This window comes from Kitasatospora azatica KCTC 9699, from assembly GCF_000744785.1.
GTDB classification, from domain to species: Bacteria; Actinomycetota; Actinomycetes; order Streptomycetales; family Streptomycetaceae; genus Kitasatospora; species Kitasatospora azatica.
The window spans coordinates 4,653,234-4,672,595 of sequence record NZ_JQMO01000003.1; the positions used below are offsets into that span (position 1 = coordinate 4,653,234).

17 protein-coding genes are annotated in these 19,362 nt (G+C 72.7%); 13 read left to right on the plus strand and 4 right to left on the minus strand.

The genetic code is table 11. The features are described from left to right. The first annotated feature begins 1 nt into the window (after position 1). The 3 genes from BR98_RS31360 to BR98_RS31370 all read left to right on the plus strand — a co-directional run bounded on the left by BR98_RS31360 (position 2) and on the right by BR98_RS31370 (position 3,602). The gene (locus BR98_RS31360; protein ID WP_035850150.1) at positions 2-1,138 is read left to right on the plus strand and encodes a C40 family peptidase; all 1,137 of its coding nucleotides are present in this window, start codon (positions 2-4) and stop codon (positions 1,136-1,138) included. Between the two features lie 167 nt (positions 1,139-1,305). Beyond that, a complete protein-coding gene (locus BR98_RS31365; protein ID WP_035850152.1) occupies positions 1,306-2,376 on the plus strand; it encodes a C40 family peptidase in 1,071 nt (356 codons plus the stop codon). A 59-nt stretch (positions 2,377-2,435) separates the two neighbouring features. Beyond that, positions 2,436-3,602, plus strand: a complete 1,167-nt coding sequence (locus tag BR98_RS31370; protein ID WP_051970535.1) for a hypothetical protein — start codon at positions 2,436-2,438, stop codon at positions 3,600-3,602. A 31-nt stretch (positions 3,603-3,633) separates the two neighbouring features. On the opposite strand, the gene BR98_RS31375 is transcribed toward BR98_RS31370, so the two are convergent. Next, a complete protein-coding gene (locus tag BR98_RS31375; protein WP_232247728.1) occupies positions 3,634-5,010 on the minus strand; it encodes a glycosyltransferase 87 family protein in 1,377 nt (458 codons plus the stop codon). Positions 5,011-5,201: 191 nt separating this feature from the next. On the opposite strand from BR98_RS31375, the gene BR98_RS31380 reads away from it, so the two are divergent. Beyond that, a complete protein-coding gene (locus BR98_RS31380) occupies positions 5,202-6,356 on the plus strand; it encodes a glycosyltransferase family 4 protein (RefSeq protein ID WP_035850154.1) in 1,155 nt (384 codons plus the stop codon). A gap of 23 nt (positions 6,357-6,379) precedes the next feature. On the opposite strand, the gene BR98_RS31385 is transcribed toward BR98_RS31380, so the two are convergent. Beyond that, a complete protein-coding gene (locus tag BR98_RS31385; RefSeq protein ID WP_035854487.1) occupies positions 6,380-8,170 on the minus strand; it encodes an AMP-dependent synthetase/ligase in 1,791 nt (596 codons plus the stop codon). Between the two features lie 258 nt (positions 8,171-8,428). Here BR98_RS31385 and BR98_RS31390 point away from each other — a divergent pair, with 258 nt between their 5' ends. From BR98_RS31390 to BR98_RS31415, 6 genes are all read left to right on the plus strand, one after another. Continuing rightward, complete coding sequence (locus BR98_RS31390) at positions 8,429-8,863, plus strand: SRPBCC family protein (protein WP_035850156.1); 435 nt, start codon at positions 8,429-8,431, stop codon at positions 8,861-8,863. Beyond that, entirely contained in the window at positions 8,863-10,053 is a 1,191-nt protein-coding gene (locus tag BR98_RS31395) for an ArsA family ATPase (protein ID WP_035850158.1), read from the plus strand. The genes BR98_RS31390 and BR98_RS31395 overlap by 1 nt, the downstream gene beginning before the upstream one ends. Positions 10,054-10,107: 54 nt before the next feature. Continuing rightward, positions 10,108-10,353 carry a DUF5304 family protein gene (locus tag BR98_RS31400; protein ID WP_051970537.1) on the plus strand — a complete coding sequence of 82 codons (246 nt, stop codon included), beginning with the start codon at positions 10,108-10,110 and terminating at the stop codon, positions 10,351-10,353. Between the two features lie 223 nt (positions 10,354-10,576). Continuing rightward, a complete protein-coding gene (locus tag BR98_RS31405; protein ID WP_035850160.1) occupies positions 10,577-11,521 on the plus strand; it encodes an ROK family glucokinase in 945 nt (314 codons plus the stop codon). A gap of 65 nt (positions 11,522-11,586) precedes the next feature. Further along, a complete protein-coding gene (locus BR98_RS31410) occupies positions 11,587-12,363 on the plus strand; it encodes an endonuclease/exonuclease/phosphatase family protein (protein ID WP_035850162.1) in 777 nt (258 codons plus the stop codon). Between the two features lie 230 nt (positions 12,364-12,593). Beyond that, positions 12,594-15,095 carry a collagenase gene (locus BR98_RS31415; RefSeq protein ID WP_035850165.1) on the plus strand — a complete coding sequence of 834 codons (2,502 nt, stop codon included), beginning with the start codon at positions 12,594-12,596 and terminating at the stop codon, positions 15,093-15,095. A 72-nt stretch (positions 15,096-15,167) separates the two neighbouring features. Here BR98_RS31415 and BR98_RS31420 read toward each other — a convergent pair whose 3' ends face one another. Both BR98_RS31420 and BR98_RS31425 read right to left on the minus strand, forming a co-directional pair. After that, positions 15,168-15,695 carry a hypothetical protein gene (locus BR98_RS31420; RefSeq protein ID WP_063774868.1) on the minus strand — a complete coding sequence of 176 codons (528 nt, stop codon included), beginning with the start codon at positions 15,693-15,695 and terminating at the stop codon, positions 15,168-15,170. A gap of 26 nt (positions 15,696-15,721) precedes the next feature. After that, entirely contained in the window at positions 15,722-16,504 is a 783-nt protein-coding gene (locus BR98_RS31425; protein WP_035850167.1) for an alpha/beta hydrolase, read from the minus strand. A 161-nt stretch (positions 16,505-16,665) separates the two neighbouring features. Between BR98_RS31425 and BR98_RS31430 the strand changes: the two genes are divergently transcribed. The 3 genes from BR98_RS31430 to BR98_RS31440 are packed head-to-tail and all read left to right on the plus strand — an operon-like array spanning position 16,666 to position 19,323. After that, the gene (locus BR98_RS31430) at positions 16,666-17,472 is read left to right on the plus strand and encodes a lysophospholipid acyltransferase family protein (protein ID WP_035854492.1); all 807 of its coding nucleotides are present in this window, start codon (positions 16,666-16,668) and stop codon (positions 17,470-17,472) included. Between the two features lie 37 nt (positions 17,473-17,509). Further along, on the plus strand, positions 17,510-18,655 hold the full coding sequence (macS, locus tag BR98_RS31435; RefSeq protein ID WP_232247729.1) for a MacS family sensor histidine kinase: 1,146 nt from the start codon (positions 17,510-17,512) through the stop codon (positions 18,653-18,655). Beyond that, positions 18,652-19,323, plus strand: a complete 672-nt coding sequence (locus BR98_RS31440; protein ID WP_035850170.1) for a response regulator — start codon at positions 18,652-18,654, stop codon at positions 19,321-19,323. Before macS ends, BR98_RS31440 begins: the two co-directional genes overlap by 4 nt. Positions 19,324-19,362 lie beyond the last annotated feature (39 nt).

Below are 19,362 nucleotides of genomic sequence, written 5' to 3' on the forward strand. Positions count from 1 at the left end.
CGTGGCGTCCCATCGTCGTCCCAAGCCCGTCGGCCGAACACGCGCGTCGATCCTGACCGCCGCTGCCGCGACCGCCGTCGCCCTCTCGTCGCAGACCGGTGCGCACGCCGATCCGACTCCCACCCTCGACCAGGTCAAGACGCAGGTCGACGACCTGAACGGCCAGGCCGAGGCTGCCAACCAGAGCTACGAGGGTGCGCAGGTCAAGCAGCAGGCGCTGCAGAAGCAGGTCAGCGACATCCAGGACCAGGTCGCCCGCCAGCAGGACCAGGTGACCAACCTGCAGTCCGGACTGGCCGGGGTGGCCGCCGACCAGTACGCGAACAACGGCATCTCGCCGACCGTGCAGCTGATGCTCAACACCAGCCCCGACCGGTTCCTGAACCAGGCCGGCTCGCTGAACGAGCTGAACAGCACCCAGGCCGAGACCCTGAAGCAGCTTCAGCAGCAGCAGCGCAAGCTGGACCAGGACAAGGCCGAGGCGCAGGCCAAGCTCACCGAGCTGGACGCCTCCACCCAGCAGCTGAAGGCCACCAAGGACGAGGCCCAGGCCAAGCTGAAGAAGGCCCAGGACCTGCTCAACACGCTGACCGAGCAGCAGAAGCAGGCGATCGCCGCCGCCGAGGCGAAGGCCGCCGCCGATGCCAAGGCCGCCGCCGACAAGGCCGCTGCGGACGCCAAGGCCGCCGCCAGCCAGAGCGCCGCCGCCTCGCGCGACACCACCCGCACCGACCTGGGCACGCCGAGCGCGCCGGCCGGCACCCCCAGCGTGCCGAGCACCGGTGGCTCGCACGCGCAGGCCGCGATAGCCGCCGCCGTCAGCAAGCTCGGCTCGCCGTACGTCTACGGTGCCGCCGGCCCATCCACCTTCGACTGCTCGGGCCTGACCCAGTGGGCCTACGCGCAGGCCGGGGTCTCGCTCCCGCGCACCTCGCAGGAGCAGGCCGGGGCGGGGACCAACATCGGCACCAACATCGCCGACGCCCAGCCCGGCGACCTGATCGTCTTCTTCGGCGACATGCACCACATCGGCCTGTACGTCGGTGGCGGGCAGGTCATCCACGCCCCGCACACCGGCGCGGTGGTCCGCTACGAGTCCGCCACGGTGATGCCGATCTCGGCGATCGTGCGCCCCTGACGAGACGTCAGCAGACAGCCCGGCTTCCCTTGGGAAGTCGGGCTGTTCTCGTATAAATGTCCGATTGGTGATCAAATATTCGTATCGGTAGGGGTTTGGACTCGTCCGTCCTGACTCGCTAACGTCTGCGCTCGGACCTCAGTTGGACGATTGGAGTCGTCAAGCCCATGGCGATGCCGCAGCGCCCGGTACCTCCGGGCCGTACTCCCCCGCAGGGCGCCGCGCGGCGGCTCGCCCGAGTGCTGGCGGTCACCGCTGCCGCGACCACCGCGCTGGCGATAACGGCCGGCTCGGGCGCGCAGGCGGCACCACGGCCGGACCGGAACGAGGTCAAGGCGCAGGTCGACCAGCTCTACGCGGAGGCCGAGCAGGCCTCGGAGAAGTCCAACGCGGCCGAGGAGGACGCCAAACGGCTGCAGCGCGAGGCCGGCAGCCTGCAGCAGCAGGTGGCCGTGGCGCAGGACTCGCTCAACACCATGCGCTCCGACCTGGCCATGGTGGCCGCCGCCCAGTACCGGGCCGGCGGGATGGACCCGGGGGTGCAGCTGATGCTCTCCTCCGACCCGCAGGACTACCTGGCGAAGGCCCGCAGCCTGGCCCAGGCCGGGCAGCAGCGCGCCGACTCGCTGCGCGAGGTGCAGCAGCAGCAGCGCAAGCTGGACCAGCGGCGCGCCGAGGCCTCCGGCAAGCTGGTCGAGCTGGAGGCGGTGCGGGCCGCGCTGGCGCAGAGCAAGCAGCAGGTGCAGGCCCGGCTGAAGAGCGCCCAGGCGCTGCTGAACAGCCTGACCGCGACCGAGCGGGCCCAGCTGGTCTCCCAGGACGCCAAGGAGGCCCAGGAGCGGGCCACCCGTGGCACCGACCGGATCGACCTGGGCAACCTGCCGCCCTCCTCGGACCGGGCGGCGGTGGCGCTGGCTGCCGCGCTGAGCAAGGTCGGCTCCCCGTACGTGTACGGATCCACCGGGCCCGGCGCGTTCGACTGCTCCGGTCTGATGTACTGGAGCTGGCGGCAGGCCGGAGTGACCCTGCCGCGCACCTCGCAGGCGCAGGCGTTCGGGGGGCAGCGGATCAGCCTCGCCGAAGCGCGACCGGGAGACCTGGTGATCTTCTTCAAGGACATGCACCACGTCGGCATGTACGTGGGCGGCGGCACCGTGGTGCACGCGCCCTACCCCGGTGCCCGGGTCCGGTACGAGAACGTCTCGGCGATGCCGGTGGCCGCGGTGGTGCGGCCCTGAGCAGCGAGCAGGCGGCCCACGCCGGAGCCCGCCCCGCCGGAGCCCGTCCCGTCACGGCGATGCCGCAGCAGCGCGGCGGCGGGATGTCCCGGCGGGCCGCGCTGCTGCTGGTCGGCGGCGCCCTGGCACAGCTCTCACTGCCCCGGGTGCCGCCGCCGCTCGACCTACCGGTCGGCCAGGCCGGCAGCGCGAAGCTGGGCAGCGCCCGGCTCGACGCGCTGCTCGCCGCACACGCCGGCGCGCTGCGCGAGGGCGAGCTGGCCCCTCTCGAGCTGGCCGAGCTGGGCTACCGGGCGACCAGCTGGGACGCCGACAGCGTGCTGGCCGAACTGGACTACCGGCTGAGCGGCATCGACGAGTACCCGGCGGTGCTGCAGCGCCGGCTGACCCTCGCCGAGGGGGCGGTGACCGGCGAGAGCTCCGCACCGAACACCGCCGCCGCGCCCTGGGACCTGGGGCCGCTGCGGCCGGTGCACGGCGCCCGCTGCCTGGTGCTCGGGCCCGCCGCGCAGGACGAACTCACCGCGCTGGCCGCGACAGGGGACCGGGCGGTCTCGGCGGTCAGCGCGGTCTGGGGGAGCGGCTGGACCGAGCGACTGCTGCTCCAGCTGCCCGCCGGCGAGGACCAGTTCGCCCAGCTGCTCGGCGTCGACCCCGGGACCTACCAGGGCATAGCCGCCGTCACCAGCGCGGCCGCCGGCGCGCCGCTGCACACCCCCGCGGACCGGGTGCTGGTGAACCCCGAGGCGTTCCGGCAGCTCAGCGCCGTCGGCAAGCAGGTGGTGGTGACCCACGAGAGCACCCATGTGGCGACCCGGGCGGACACCCACCCGTGGACCCCGCTCTGGCTCTCCGAGGGGGTCGCCGACTGGACCGGCTACCTGGACACCGGCCGCACCGCCCGGCAGATCGCCCCCGAGCTGACCCAGGACGTGGCCGCCGGCAAACTGCCCGGCGCGCTGCCCGCGGACAGCGACTTCACCGCCGGCGCCGAGGGCATCGCGCAGGCCTACGAACTCTCCTGGCTGGCCTGCGACCTGATCGCCCAGCGGCACGGCCGGCCGGCGCTGGTGGACCTCTACCGCGCGGTCGGCGCGGCAGGGCCGGGTGCCGGGCGTGACCAGCAGCTGGACCAGGTCTTCCGGCAGCGGTTGGGCTACGGGCTGACGGAGTTCAGCAAGGACTGGATCGCCCACACGGAACGTCAGCTCTCGCCGCAGGCGTGACGCCCCCCGCAGGCATCAGGCCGGTTGGGCGTCAGTCGTCCAGCAGGCTCTGCTCGTAGGCGATGCCGGGGCGGACCGGGTACTTGCGCTCGGGCTCGGCGGGCAGCAGCACGGTGGTGGCGGGCAGTTCGCCGCGGGTGGAGAGCCACAGGCGGCGGCAGGAGACGATGGTCGCGGCCGCCAGCAGCAGGTTGCGGCCGCTCAGCACGGCGACGCCCCAGGGCTGGCTGTTGACGATCTCCCCGAAGATCATCGGGAACTCGATCGTGGTCAGCACGGTGGCGATCAGGATCATCACCGCCACCGGACGCTGGCTGCTGCCACGCACCGTCAGGCAGACGGCCGCCAGGCCGACCAGCCAGATCATGTACTGCGGGCTGATCACCCGGCTGGTCACGGTGAAGATGAGCAGGGCGGCCAACGCCGCGTCATAGGTGGTGGAGGCCTGCCAGCGGCGGGCCCGCAGCCGCCAGTAGAGCAGCCAGCCGAAGCCGACCACGGTGGCGGCCACCGAGACCTTGGAGATCACCGTGACCCACGGGCCGAGCAGCTCCACCGAGCCGTAGTTCATCGAGACCAGGCCGTGCCAGCCGCCGAACAGCCGGGCGAAGTGCAGCGGCAGCGCGCCCAGCGACTCCACCTCGATGCCGCGGTCCGCCTGGAAGGTGAGGAACTGGAAGGCCCCGTTCATCCCGGCGGCCAGCAGGAAGGCCAGCGCGCTGAGCGCGGCCAGCGCGGCCGTCCAGGAGCGGCGGGTGCGCCGTCCGCGCGGGGTGCCGGCCAGCGCCAGCAGCGGCCAGAGCTTGATCAGGCCGCCCAGCCCGAGCAGCATGCCGCCCAGCACCGGCCGGCGCAGCAGCACCAGCAGGCCGACCACGGCGATCGCGGTGACCAGGATGTCGTAGCGGCAGTAGACCGTCGGCCCGAGCAGCGGCACCCCGGCCACCCAGACCCAGGCGCCGGCGAAGCTGCGCCCCTTGCGCAGCCCGGCCCGCACCAGCATGCCCATGGCCAGCAGGTCGAAGACGCCGCACAGCACGTAGAAGGAGATCAGGTACGACCAGGGCAGCAGCCCGGGCAGCAGCATCACCAGCGCGGCGCCGGGCGGGTACTGCCAGGTGACGTCGTCCATCGGGAAGGTGCCGGTCTGCAGCACCTCGTACCAGCCGTGGTAGATCACCGAGATGTCGGTGGTCACGTCCAGGTTGCTGATCTTGAGGATGCCGGCCAGCAGCAGCACGATCAAGGTGCGGGTGACCAGCCAGCCGCCGCCCAGCCCCCAGAGCGCTCCGCGCGCGGGCGCTGCCGGGGTGACCGCGGTGGCTCCCTGGCTCGGGGGTGCGGCGAGGGCGAGAGTGCCGCTGCCGCCGCTACCGGCTTGACCGGTCGGGCCGTCCTCCGCCAACACCACAGCTCCCTCGTTCTTCGCTCCGCACACCGCTGTCGACCAGTCGCACCTCTGTGTGGACCAGGACATGCCTCAGGGGCCAAACGGTTCCGGGCTGCACGCTCGTTCCCGCCGAGTCGGCATGGTGACCTATGGTACGGATCAGCGAGCGGTGAACCGTACACCCCCCGACCGAGCGAGCCGTGGCCAGTATGCCGAAAACCCTCATCGTCACCAACGACTTTCCCCCGCGCCCAGGCGGAATCCAGCAGTTCATCCACAACATGGCGGTCCGCCAGCCGGCGGGCAGCATTGTGGTGTATGCCTCATCCTGGCGGGACCGCGGTGACGGCAAGGGGCGCGAGACGGCCCGGTTCGACGCCGAGCAACCCTTTCCGGTGATCCGGGACCGCACCACGATATTGCTGCCGACCCCACGGGCCACCCGGCGGGCCGCCGAGATCCTGCGGGCCGAGGGCTGCGACACGGTCTGGTTCGGGGCGGCCGCCCCGCTCGGGCTGATGGCCCCGGCGCTGCGCCGGGCCGGGGCGGGACGGCTGCTCGGCATGACGCACGGCCACGAGGCCGCCTGGGCCCAGCTGCCGGGCGCGCGGCAGCTGCTGCGGCGGATCGGCGAGGGCACCGACACGCTCACCTACCTCGGCGAGTACACCCGCTCGCGGATCGCCGACGCGATCGGCCCCGGACCGGCCGCGCGGATGGCGCACCTGCCGCCGGGGGTGGACGAGAAGACCTTCCACCCCGGCTCGGGCGGGGCCGAGGTGCGCGAGCGGCTGGGACTGACGGACCGTCCGGTGGTGGTCTGCGTCTCCCGGCTGGTGCCGCGCAAGGGGCAGGACACGCTGATCGAGGCGATGCCGCGGATCCTGGCGGCCCAGCCGGACGCCGTGCTGCTGATCGTCGGCGGCGGGCCCTACCAGGCGGACCTGCGGCGGCTCGCCGAGTCGACCGGGGTGGCCCGGTCGGTGGTCTTCACCGGCCCGGTGCCGTGGTCGGAGCTGCCGGCGCACTACGGCGCGGGCGACGTGTTCGCGATGCCGTGCCGGACCCGGCGCGGGGGGCTGGACGTGGAGGGGCTCGGGATCGTCTACCTGGAGGCCTCGGCCACCGGCCTGCCGGTGGTCGCGGGGGACTCCGGCGGCGCCCCGGACGCGGTGCTGGAGGGCGAGACCGGCTACGTGGTGCCCGGCGGGTCCGCGGCGGCCGTGGCCGAGCGGGTGGCCGAGCTGCTGGGCGACGAGGCGCTGCGCCGCAAGATGGGCGAGGCGGGCCGCCGCTGGGTGGAGGACGCCTGGCGCTGGGACCTGCTGGCCGAGCGGCTGGGCGTCCTCCTGGCGGGCGCGTAGCGCCGCGAGCGACGACAACGCGGCTAACGCTGGTACAGCGCCTCGACCTCGGCCGCGTAGTCCTTGAGGACCACGTTGCGCTTGAGCTTGAGGGAGGGGGTCAGGTAGCCGTTGGCCTCGGAGAAGACGGTGTCCAGGATGCGGAACTTCTTCACCGCCTCGGCGTGCGAGACCGCCTTGTTGCCCTCGTCCACCGCCTCCTGGACGGCGGCCAGCAGCGCCGGGTCGTCCTTCAGCTCCGCCAGGGTGGCGGGCTGACGGTTGTTCAGCTCCAGCCACTTGGGCAGGAACTCGTCGTCGATGGTGACCAGGCAGGCGATGAACGGCTTGCGGTCGCCGACCACCATCACCTCGCCGATCAGCGGGTGCGCCCGGATCCGGTCCTCGATCACCGCGGGGGCGACGTTCTTGCCGCCGGCGGTGACGATGATCTCCTTCTTGCGCCCGGTGATGGTCAGGTACCCCTCCTCGTCCAGCGAGCCCAGGTCGCCGGTGGCGAACCAGCCGTCGCGCAGCGCCTCGGCGGTCGCGGTGGGGTTGTTCCAGTAGCCGGTGAACACCTGCGGGCCCTTGAGCAGCACCTCGCCGTCCTCGGCGATCCGCACCGCGGAGCCGGGCAGCGGCTGGCCGACCGTGCCGATCTTCGGCTTGTCGTCCGGGTTGAAGGCGGTGGCCGCGCAGGTCTCGGTCAGGCCGTAGCCCTCCAGCACGGTGAAGCCGATGCCCCGGTAGAAGTGGCCGAGCCGCTCGCCCAGCGGCGCGCCGCCGGAGATCGCGTGGGTGGCCCGGCCGCCGAGCGCGGCGCGCAGCTTGCCGTAGACCAGCTTGTCGAAGACCTTGTGCTTGAGCCGCAGCGCAAGGCCCGCCCCGCCCTGCTCCAGCGCCCGGCTGTAGGCGATCGCGGTGTCCGCGGCCTGGTCGAAGATCTTGCCCTTGCCGTCCGCCTGGGCCTTGGCCCGTGCGGTGTTGAAGACCTTCTCGAAGACCCGCGGCACGCCCAGGATCAGGGTCGGGCGGAACGAGGCCAGCTCGGCGGTGACGTCCTTGATGTCCGAGACGTGGCCGATCTTGGTGCCGGAGATCGCGGTGGCGATCTCGGCGATCCGGCCCAGCACGTGGGCCAGCGGCAGGAAGAGCAGCACCGAGCTCTCGCCGCTGACGAACAGCTCCGGCATCCGGGCCGTCACGTTGCCCAGCTCGGACAGGAAGTTCCCGTGGGTCAGCTGACAGCCCTTCGGGCGGCCGGTGGTGCCCGAGGTGTAGACGATGGTGGCGATCGAGTCCTCGGTCGGGACGGATCTGCGCTCGGTCACCGTCGCGTCGGTGATCCGGGCGCCGGCCTCGGCCAGCTCGGCCAGCGCGCCGCGCTCGATCTGCCAGGTGTGCTGGAGCTCGGGCAGCCGCTCGCGGACCGACTCGACCATGGCGGCGTGGCTGTCGGTCTCGGTGATCACGGCCACCGCCCCCGAGTCGCCGAGGATCCACTGGACCTGCTCGGCGGAGGAGGTCTCGTAGACCGGCACGGTGATCGCGCCCGCGCTCCAGATCGCGAAGTCGAGCAGGGTCCACTCGTACCGGGTGCGCGACATGACGCCGACCCGGTCGCCGGGCTGCACACCGGCGGCGATCAGGCCCTTGGCCGCGCGGTGCACCTCCTTGAGGAACGCGCTCGCGGTGACGTCCTGCCAGCTGCCCTCCAGCTTCCGGCTCAGCACCGCGACCTCCGGGCGCTGTGCGGCGTTCTGGTGCACCAGATCCGAGAGGTTGCCACCGCTCGGGACCTGGTAAAGGGCCGGAAGGCTGAACTCGAGCACCACTGCTCCTGTCTGCGACGCTGCGGGACGGCAGGACGTTACTGCCCGGTAGGGAGGTTCGGGTAGGGGGGCCAGCCCCGGTGTTCGAAGTGTCACACCGCTGGTCCGACGTCGATCATTCCGATTCGCACCCTACGACAGCACCGCGGTGACCCGTGGGTAGCCCCCCACGGGCGCGGGAGGACCGCTCGGCCGCGATAGCCTTCGGGGGCACTGACTGGCACTGACGCCGGCACGGGACACAGCGGAGGCCCACCCATGGCGGAACACACCAGGTCGAGCATCGTCATCGCGGCGACCCCGGCCGAGGTGATGGCGGTGATCGCCGACTTCGAGGCGTACCCCGCCTGGACGGGTGAGGTCAAGGAGATCGAGGTACTCGGCCGCACCGAGCAGGGCCGGGCCACCGAGGTCCGTCTGGTGCTCGACGCCGGGGCGATCCGCGACGAGCACGTGCTCGCCTACACCTGGGACGACGACCGCGAGGTCTCCTGGACCCTGGTGAAGAGTCAGATGCTCCGCTCGCTGGACGGCTCCTACGCGCTCGCGGCGGTGGCCGGCGGCACCGAGGTCACCTACCAGCTGGCCGTGGACGTCAAGATCCCGATGCTCGGGATGATCAAGCGCAAGGCCGAGAAGGTGATCATCGACCGGGCGCTCGCCGGGCTGAAGAAGCGGGTCGAGACGCCCTGATGACCCGGGTGGTGCTGGTCACCGGTGACGCCGCCGCGGTACCGGCGGTGGCCGCCGCGACCGCCGTACGGGCCGCCGGCTCGGGGCTGCGCACGCTGCTGCTGGCCGCCGACGATCCGCACCGACTGCTGGACGAGCAGCTCGGCACCCGGCTCTCGGGGCGGGCGGTCGGCCTCGCGGACGGCCTGTGGGCGGTCCGGCTGGACGAGCAGGAGGCCTTCCGGCACGCCGTCGCCGGACTGGACGGCAAGCTGCGCACCGGCTTCGAGCTGCTCGGCGTCGACCCGCTGGAGTCCGACGAGCTGACCGCACTGCCCGGCACCCGCCAGCTCGCCCTGCTGCGCGCACTGCGGCTGCCCGACGGCGCCTACGACCTGCTGGTGGTCGCCGCCCCGCCGCCCGCCGAACTCACCGCCGCGCTCGCGCTCCCCGAGCAGCTGGACCGCTATCTGAGCCGGCTGCTGCCCGAGCAGCGCCAGGCGGCCCGAGCGCTGCGCCCGCTGCTGGCCGCCGTGGTCGGGATGCCGATGCCGGCCGACTGGATCTACTCCGCCCGCTCCTGGGCGGCCGCCGAGCTGGCCGCGACCCGGGCGGTGATCGAGTCGCCGCGCACCTCGGTGCGCCTGGCGGTCGACGCCTGGTCCTGCTCGCCGGCCGCGCTGCGCCGGGCGGCGGCCGGGCTGGCGCTGTTCGGGCACCGGCTGGACGCGGTGGCCGCGCATGCCGGTCTGCCCGCCGCCGCGCTGGACTCGGCCGACCCGTGGCTGGCCGAGCAGGCCGCCCGGGAGCGGGACAAGCTGGCCGCGATCGACCTGGGCGTGCCGCTGCTGACGGCGGACCGGACGGCCGAGGGGCCGGCGGCCGTCGCGGCGCAGCTGTACCGGGAGTACCAGGGGCGCGAGTTCGGGGCCGGCCCCGAACCGGCCGAGCGCTGGCCGTGGACCGCCGAGGACCGGCTCGCCGAGGACGGCGTGCTGCTGTGGCGGCTGGCCGCTCCCGGTGCGGAGCGGGCCGACCTGGAGCTGGTCCGGCGCGGCGACGAACTGGTGGTCGGGCTCGGACCGTACCGTCGAATCCTGCCGCTGCCCGGTGCGCTGCGCCGCTGCACGGTGGCCGGAGCGGCGCTGCGTGACGGCGAGTTGACGTTGCGCTTCGCTCCTGACCCGGACCTCTGGCCGGCCCGGAAGTAGCCGGTAGCGTCGAACTGGGCTGCCCGTTGAGGGCGGCGGAGAGGGAGGGGTGCCATGAGCGGTTCAGAACCTGTCGACAACCCCCTGGTCGACGAGGCGCGCAAGCTCGCCTCGGCCCTGACCGATCAGGCCCAGCAGGCCTTCGGCCGTTTCCGGGAGCAGAACCCGGAGGTGTTCGGGCACCTCGCGGCGGCAGGCAACGAGCTGCTGTCCGCCTACCGCGCGGCCATAGCGGGGCATGAACGCCGCTGGTCGGCGCCCGAGCGTGCGGAGTCGGAGCAGATCGACCTGGACGACTGAACGAGCGTTCAATCGGTTCCACGCAGCCCTTCAAGTCGTCTAGACCTCACTACCGAGCGGCACCTAGCTACTACCGACAGGTTCGAATCGTACGACTATTGAAGCCTTCCGGCGGGGTTCCCTGCGCCTTGTCTTCGGTTAATGTATGGCCAGGTGTGTACGGGAGCACGGCCGGGCGGATACCGTTCCGCCCATCGGGCACGAGCGAATGACTGAGGGACACATGGCTCTGACCATCGGCGTCGACGTCGGCGGTACCAAGATCGCGGCCGGCGTGGTCGACGAGACCGGCGAGATCCTGGCCCGGACCCGGGTACCCACCCCGGCCGACCCGCAGTGGGCGGTCGACGCCATCGCCAATGCCGTGCGCGAGCTCAGGGAGCAGTACCGCGAGGTCACCGCCGTGGGCGTCGGCGCGCCCGGCTTCGTGGACCGCGACCGCTCCACGGTGATCTTCGCCCCCAACATCGCCTGGGAGAACGAGCCGCTGCGCACCCGGATCGAGGAGCTCACCGGCCTCGACACGGTGGTGGAGAACGACGCCAACAGCGCCGCCTGGGCCGAGTTCCGGTTCGGCGCGGCGGCCGAGCACTCGGACATGGTGCTGATCACCGTCGGCACCGGCATCGGCGGCGGCATCGTGCTGGACGGGCGGCTGCACCGCGGCCGGTTCGGCGTGGCCGGCGAGATCGGCCACCTCAACATGGTCCCGGACGGTCTGCTCTGCGGCTGCGGCGGCAGGGGCTGCTGGGAGCAGTACGCCTCGGGCCGGGCGCTGCGCCGCTACGGCCGGGAGAAGGCGGCGGCCGACCCGGTGGCCGGCAAGCGGATGCTGGAGCTGAACGACGGGGTGGCCGAGACCATCCGCGGCATCCACATCACCGAAGCCGCCGAGGACGGCGACCCGCTGGCGCTGGACTGCTACGAGGAGGTCGCCGACTGGCTGGGTCGCGGCATGGCCGACCTGGCCGCGCTCTTCGACCCGGGCGTCTTCGTGCTCGGCGGCGGGGTCTCCGACTCCGGCCGGCTGCTGCTCGACCCGGTGGCCAAGGCCTTCGAGAAGTACCTGACCGGCGGGGTGCACCGGCCGCGCGCCGAGGTGGTGCTGGCCTCGATGGGGTCGGCGGCGGGCATCGTGGGCGCCGGCGACCTGGCCCGCACCCGCTGACCCTCCCTCAGGGCTGTTTCGTGGACTACCGGCTCCGCCACGGCGGAGCCGGTAGCGTGTCGGGGGTGACTGCTGCCGCCTCCGGTCGGATCGCCGACCTGCCGCCGTCCGGGCCCCAGGCCGACGGCGGCGAGATCGTCCGCGTGCTGAGCTACAACATCCGCTCGCAGCGCGACGACCGGCGCGCGCTGGTCCGGGTGATCAGGGAGTGCGGGCCGGACCTGGTCTGCGTGCAGGAGTCACCCCGGTACTGGCGGCCCGAGGGCCAGGCGGCCTGGCTGGCCCGCAACACCGGCACGGTGATCCTCTCCGGCGGCGGCCGCACCGCCGCCGGTCCGCTGCTGCTCGGCACGCTGCGGGCGCAGGTGCTGCGGCGGGCCGACCGGCTGCTGCCCAAGCGGCGCGGTCTGCACGCCCGCGGCTTCGCCACGGCGGTGGTGCGGATCGGCGGTGCGGTGCCGTTCGCGCTGACCAGTTGCCATCTGAGCGTCGATCCGCCGGAGCGGCTGACCCAGTTCCAGCTGCTGCCCGAGCAGTCCCTCGGCCTGCCCCACTCGGTGATCGGCGGGGACTTCAACGAGCACCCCGAGCACGAGGGTTGGGGCCTGCTGGCGAAGCGCTACCAGGACGGCTGGGCTACCGCCCCCTGGGGCGGCGAGTACACCTCGCGGCCCGGGGACCCGTTCCAGCGCCTCGACGCCGTCTTCGCCTCGCCCGGGATCGAGGTGCTGGCCTGCGGCGTCCCGTCGTTGCCGCGCGAGGAGCTGCTGGCGGCCACCGACCACCTGCCGGTGATCGCGGTGCTGCGGGTGCCGGCCGACCCCGAGCGCGCCGCGGGATAACGGTTTCTGACGGTGTGAACGTTCCGGTGAACGTTCCGCCCTGCTCGCCCGGACGGATGTCTTCACGGGCCATGTGATGTATGCAATGGTACATGTCACACGCCCCACCGTGTGCAAGCGTTGACGGAACCCCACTGCACTGACGATCCGTCATGCCCGCTGCCTGCCACGGTCCTCACCGTCCGGTCCGCACGTCCCAAGTGCGGCCCCCCACACCGGGAGACCCCCACGTGAGAGCCCTACCGGTCGGGAAGCACCTGCCCCGACTCCTGATAGCCACCCTGGCGCTGACCGTCGGTCTCGGCCTGGCCGCGCCGCAGGGCCAGGCGCACGCCGCGCCTGCCGCCGTCCACGCCGGCGCCAGTGCCAGTACCGGTGCCGCGCGACCCGGGCTGCCCCCACGGCCCGGCACCGGAAGCGCCACCGTCAGCGAGGACCAGCGCGCGAGCGCGAGTGCGGCCAAGGACCGCCCGCCGCTCTCCGCCACCCCGAAGGACCCCCGCAAGCCGGCCGCCGCTGCGCAGCTCGGCCGGACCGCGGCCGCCAGCTGCTCCACCGGCGCGTTCACCGGTGCCACCGGCAGCGCGCTGGTCCGGGCGATCAAGTCGGCCGGCGTCGACTGCGTCAACTCGCTCTTCAACCTCACCGGCAACGATGCCCATCTGGCCTTCCAGGAGTCCCAGATGACCACCGTCGCCTACGCGCTGCGCGATGCCGCGCCGAGCTACCCGGGCGACGACTCCACCCAGGTCGAGGAGTTGGTGCTCTACCTGCGGGCCGGCTATTTCGTGCAGTGGTACCACTCCGGTGATGTCGGCAGCTACGGCACCGCGCTGCAGACCGCGATCCGGTCCGGCCTGGACGGCTTCTACGCCGCCCCGCACAGCCAGGACGTGAGCGAGGCCAACGGCGCGGTGCTCGCCGAGGCCGTCACGCTGATCGACAGCGCCGGCGAGAACGCCCGCTACCTGTACGTGGTCAAGCGCCTGCTCAACGGCTACGACCCGTCCCGCTACAACGGCTCGTACTCGATGCTGCTCGCCGTCAACAACACCTACACCGTGCTCTTCCGCGGCCACCAGAACGCCGACTTCGTCGCGGCGACCGAGGCCGACCCGAGCGTGATCGACACCCTCGACTCCTTCGCCGGCGCCCACCTCGCCCTGCTCGGCACCGACCAGGGCTACCTGGAGTCCAACGCCGGCACCGAACTGGCCCGGTTCCTGCAGGACACCAACCTGCTCGGCACGGTCCGCCCGCTGGCCAAGGGCCTGCTCGACCGCTCCTCGATCTCCGGCACGACCGCCCCGCTCTGGGTCGGCATCGCGCAGCAGACCGACGCCTACGACCAGGCCAACTGCGCCTACTACGGCACCTGCGACCTGGCCAACCGGCTGCGCGCGGCCGTACTGACCATCAACTACACCTGCAGCCCGAGCATCCGGATCGTCGCCCAGGCGCTGACCTCCGACCAGCTGACGGCCGCCTGCGCCAGCCTGCGCAGCCAGGACGCCTTCTTCCACGGCCTGGTCAAGGACTCCGGCCCGGTGGCCAACGACAACAACACCACCATCGAGGTCGACGTCTTCCACTCCAACGCCGACTACCAGACCTACGCCGGCACCATCTTCGGGATGAGCACCGACAACGGCGGGATCTACCTCGAGGGCGACCCGGCCGCGCCCGGCAACCAGCCCCGGTTCGTCGCCTACCAGATCCCCGGAGACGGCTTCGCGGCCGACATCTGGAACCTCAACCACGAGTACACCCACTACCTCGACGGCCGCTTCGACACCCTCGGCGACTTCACCGCCGCCACCTCCACCGCCGACACCATCTGGTGGATCGAGGGCCTGGCCGAGTACGTCTCCTACACCTACCGCGGCGTCACCGACACCGAGGCGGTGGCCGATGCCGCCCGGGGCAGCTACCCGCTGAGCACGATCTTCGCCAACACCTACGACAGCGGCCAGGACCGGGTCTACCCGTGGGGCTACCTCTCGGTCCGCTACATGCTGGAGAAGCACCGGGCCGACGTGGACACCCTGCTCGGCGACTACCGGTCCGGCAACTACACCGCCGCGCTCAACCTGCTGACCGGTATCGGCACCCGCTACGACGCCGACTGGGCGAACTGGCTGGCCGCCTGCGGCGCCGGTGCCTGCAACGCGGGCAGCCAGCCGCCGACCGCCTCGTTCACCGCGCTGGCCACCGACCTGACGGTCTCCTTCACCGACACCTCAACGGGCGCCGCCTCGCGCAGCTGGGACTTCGGTGACGGCACCGCCTCCACCGCGGCCAACCCGGTCAAGACCTACCCGGCCGCCGGCAGCTACACCGTCCGACTGACCGTCACCAACAGCCAGGGCGTCAGCGCCACCAGCAGCCAGACCGTCACCGTCACCGGCGCCTCCGAGTGCACCGCGGCCGACAAGCGGCAGCTGGGCCAGAACTGCAGGCGCTCCAACCTCTCGGCCACCGCCGGCAACTACTCCTACCTCTACCTCTCCGTCCCGGCCGGCACCAAGTCCCTCACCATCACCAGCACCGGCTCCGCCGACCTCTACTACAACCCCACCGGCTGGGCCACCAGCAGCGCGCACACCGCCGCCGCCACCGGTGCCGGTCCGCACACCCTCACCATCAGCAACCCGCAGCCCGGTTGGAACTACATCAGCCTCTACAACGCCACCAGCCCCTTCACCGGAGCCTCGGTGACGACCCGGTTCTGACCGTCCGTCAACAGAACGAAGGCGGGTGTGCCCCGATGGGCACACCCGCCTTCGCACTTCAGGCGTCAGGGGTCAGACGACCGCGCCGCCGTGCGGGTCCGGGGGCTCGTCCTCGTTGCGGTCCTTCATCCGGATGACGAGAGTGGTGAAGCCGCCCAGGAAGGCGGTGAGGCCCACCCAGGCGGGCCAGCCGGCCACCTCGCGCCAGACCAGGGCGTCGAAGAGCAGCAGGGCGGGGCCGCCGAGGACGGCGATCCAGGCGAACTTGGCGGTGGTGTCGCCGGCCGGCAGCGGCGGCGGCTCGGGCGGGACGAAGTGGCCCTCGTCGGGGTCCTCGGCGGCGTCCCAGTCGCGCGGGCCGGGGGTGGGCCGGGGACGGGGCTGGGGGGTCAGGCCGGACAGGTCGTTCTTGGCCCGCAGGTTCTCGATCTCGGGCCAGTCGGGGCGGTTGAGGTCCACCGGGTCGTCGAACTGGGCGACCAGCGCGGCGAAGATGGCGTCCTGCTCGGCCTGGCTGCCGGGGGCGGGGCGTCGTTCGGTCTCCGGGGGGCGCTCCTCGTCGTCGCCCGCGGGGGTGTTCTCCTGCTCGTGCTCGTGCACTGCCGGCCCTTCGGTCCTGGTGGCCCTCAGCCCCGCTGGTCGGTGGCCTCGGTGGGCTGCGTCGCCTTGGACAACCGTCGGACGAACCCGAGAGATTCCTCGAAGATCAGTTCGGCGTCGTGGTCCAGGGTCGCCACGTGGAAGCTGCGCTCGCACAGCCGCTCCGTCACATCGACCGAGGATATCCGGGACAGGACGAGTGCGGAGTTCGCCGGCGAAACCACGTGGTCCTGCGGGCTGCGCAGGAGCAGGACGGGCTGCGAGACCCGGGGGAGGGACTGCTGGACCTCGTGCCAGAGCCGGCTGAGCGACCAGGCGGCGTGCAGCGGAACCCGGTCGTAGCCGAGCTCGGTGGCGCCGGGCAGCGCGATGTCGTTGGCGATCCCGGGCAGGCTGGGGACCAGGTGGCGCAGCACCGGGAGCAGCACCGTCGCGGGGTTGTCGGAGCGCACCGAGGGGTTGACCACGACGACCCCGGCCACCCGCTCGCCGAAGTCGGCGGCCAACTTGAGCGCCAGGCCGCCGCCCATCGAGAGACCGAGGACGAAGACCTGCTCGCACTCCTCGGCGAGCAGCAGCAGCTCCCGGGAGACCTCGGCGTACCAGTCCTCCCAGCGGGTCACCTGCAGGTCCTGCCACCGGGTGCCGTGACCGGGCAGCAGCGGCAGCGCCACGGTCAGGCCGGCTGCCGCGAGGTGCTCGGCCCAGGGACGCAGCGATTGCGGGGAGCCGGTGAAACCGTGGCACAGGAGCACGCCGGTCGGGCCACCGCGGTGGTGGAACGGTTCGGCTCCGGGCAGCAGGGGCATCCGCGGGCTCCTCGATCGGCGACGGCGTCGGGAGCCGCATCGTCCCACGCCCCCGGCGGTCCGTACAGACCCGGCCCGGTGCCGGGTGCGCTGCGGGGGCCGTCGGGGCATTAGGATCGACCGGTCTGCAATACAGGAGGTCCGGGTTGTTCTACCGACTGATGAAGATGATCGTCGCGCCGATGCTGCGGATCTTCTTCCGGCCGTGGATGGAAGGTGCGGAGAACATCCCCGACGAAGGTGCGGCGATCATCGCGAGCAACCACCTCTCGTTCTCGGACTCCTTCTTCCTGCCCGCCCTGATGAAGCGTCGGGTGACCTTCATCGCCAAGGCCGAGTACTTCAACACGCCCGGCATCAAGGGCAAGCTGACCGCCGCCTTCTTCAAGGGCGTCGGCCAGCTCCCGGTGGACCGCTCCGGGGTGCGCGGGGCCGGCGAGGCGGCGATCCGCAGCGCGATCGCGGTGATCGACCGCGGCGAGCTGTTCGGCGTCTACCCCGAGGGCACCCGCTCGCCCGACGGCAAGCTCTATCGCGGCAAGGTCGGGGGGCTCGCCCGGGTGGCGCTGCAGACCGGCGCGCCGGTGATCCCGGTGGCGATGATCGACACCGAGAAGGTGCAGCCGCCCGGCCAGGTGATCCCCAAGTTCGGCATCCGCCCCGGCATCCGGATCGGCCGCCCGCTGGACTTCTCCCGCTACCAGGGCATGGAGAACGACCGCTTCATCCTGCGCTCGGTCACCGACGAGGTGATGTACGAGATCATGCGGCTCTCCGGCCAGGAGTACGTGGACATCTACGCGACCGCCGCCAAGCGGCAGATCGCCGATGACAAGAAGCGTGCCGACGCCGAGCGCCGCGCCGAGCAGCGGGCCGAGCGCGCCGCGGAGCGGGCCGCGGAGAAGGAGCGGCAGGCCCTGGAGAAGGCCGAGCAGGAGAAGCAGGAGAAGGACGCGAAGCAGGACTAGTACGCGGTCGGGGGACAGCGGTCGGGGGGAGCGGGGGATGGCAGTACTGCGCAGTGGCCCGGACGGGGCGGTGGCAGCCGGCGGCATGTCGGTGGAGCTGCCGCTCTGGCGGGCCATCAGCGTCTTCCGGGTGCTCGCGCTCGGCTACGCGCTGGCCCGCTACGCCGCCTCCTACCACCGGTTCGCCCACCCGGTCTCCGGCTGGATCTACCTCGGCGCCCTGGTCATCTGGACCTTGGCCACGCTGCGCGCCTTCGCCAGCCCGACCCGGCTCGGCTGGCCGGTGCTGGCCCTGGACCTGGCGGTGGCGGTGACCGGCATCGTGCTCAGCGGCTTCTACGACACCCCGGCGCGGGTCGCCGCCGGCTCGCTGACCCTGCCGACCATCTGGGCGGCCGGCACCGTGCTCGGCTGCGCGGCCAAGGCCGGCTGGCGGCCCGCGGCGGTGGCCGGGTCGGTGATCGGCGCGGCCAACGTCCTCGGCCACGGCGGCTTCACCGGCGACAACGTGCACAACTGCGTGCTGCTGATGGTGGCCGGATGCGCGATCGGGTACGTGATCGAACTGGCCCGGGCCGGCGAGGCGACGCTGTCCGAGGCGCTGCGGGTGGAGGCGGCCACCCGGGAGCGGGAGCGGCTCTCCCGGGACATCCACGACGGGGTGCTGCAGGTGCTGGCCCTGGTGCAGCGCCAGGCGGCGGGCGAGCTCGGCCGGCTGGCGGGGGAGCAGGAGCGGGCGCTGCGGGCCCTGATGACCGGCGTGACGATCCCCCGTCAGACACCGGGCGCCGAGCGGGACCTGCGCGAGCTGCTGGCACCGTACGAGGACGAGCGGGTGAGCGTGGCGATGCCCGCCACGCCCGTCCTGCTGCCCGGCGCCGCCGCGGCCGAACTGGCGGCGGCGGTCGGCGCTGCGGTGGACAACGTGCGCCGGCACGCCGGCCCGACCGCCCGGGCCTGGATCCTGCTGGAGGACGAGCCGGCGGAGGTGACCGTCTCGGTCCGCGACGACGGCCCGGGCTTCCCGGCCGGCCGGTTGGCCGAGGCGCGGCAGGCCGGCCGGCTCGGCGTGGCGCAGTCGATCGAGGGCCGGCTGCGTGACCTGGGCGGCTCGGCGCAGTTCTTCGCCGCGCCCGGGGAGGGTGTCGAGGTGGAACTGAGAGTCCCCAGGGAGGGGTCATGACGCAGGCGCTGCGGGTGATGGTGGTGGACGACCACCCGATGTGGCGGGAGGCGGTGGCCCGGGACCTGGCGGACGCCGGGTTCGAGGTGGTGGCCACCGCGGGGGACGGGCCGGAGGCGGTGCGTCGGGCCCGGGCGGCCCGGCCGCAGGTGCTGGTGCTGGACCTCAACCTGCCCGAGCTGCCCGGGGTGGAGGTCTGCCGACAGGTGGTGGCGCAGGACCCGACGGTACGGGTGCTGGTGCTCTCGGCCAGCGGGGAGCACGCGGACGTGCTGGAGGCGGTGAAGTCGGGCGCCACCGGGTACCTGGTGAAGTCGGCCGGGCGCGAGGAACTGCTGGACGCGGTGCGCCGGACGGCGGTCGGCGACCCGGTCTTCACCCCGGGGCTGGCCGGCCTGGTGCTCGGCGAGTTCCGCCGGCTGGCCGCCGAACCGGCCGCCGCCGAGCCCGGCCCGGGGCAGTCGGCCGTGCCGCGGCTGACCACCCGCGAGACCGAGGTGCTGCGGATGGTGGCCAAGGGCCTGTCGTACCGTCAGATCGCCGACCGGCTGGTGCTCTCGCACCGCACGGTGCAGAACCACGTGCAGAACACCCTCGGCAAGCTGCAGCTGCACAACCGGGTCGAGCTGGTCCGCTACGCGATCGAGCAGGGCCTCGACGAGGGGTGAGCGGGCGGACCCGCCCACCCCCACGACGGTCGGCTGAAG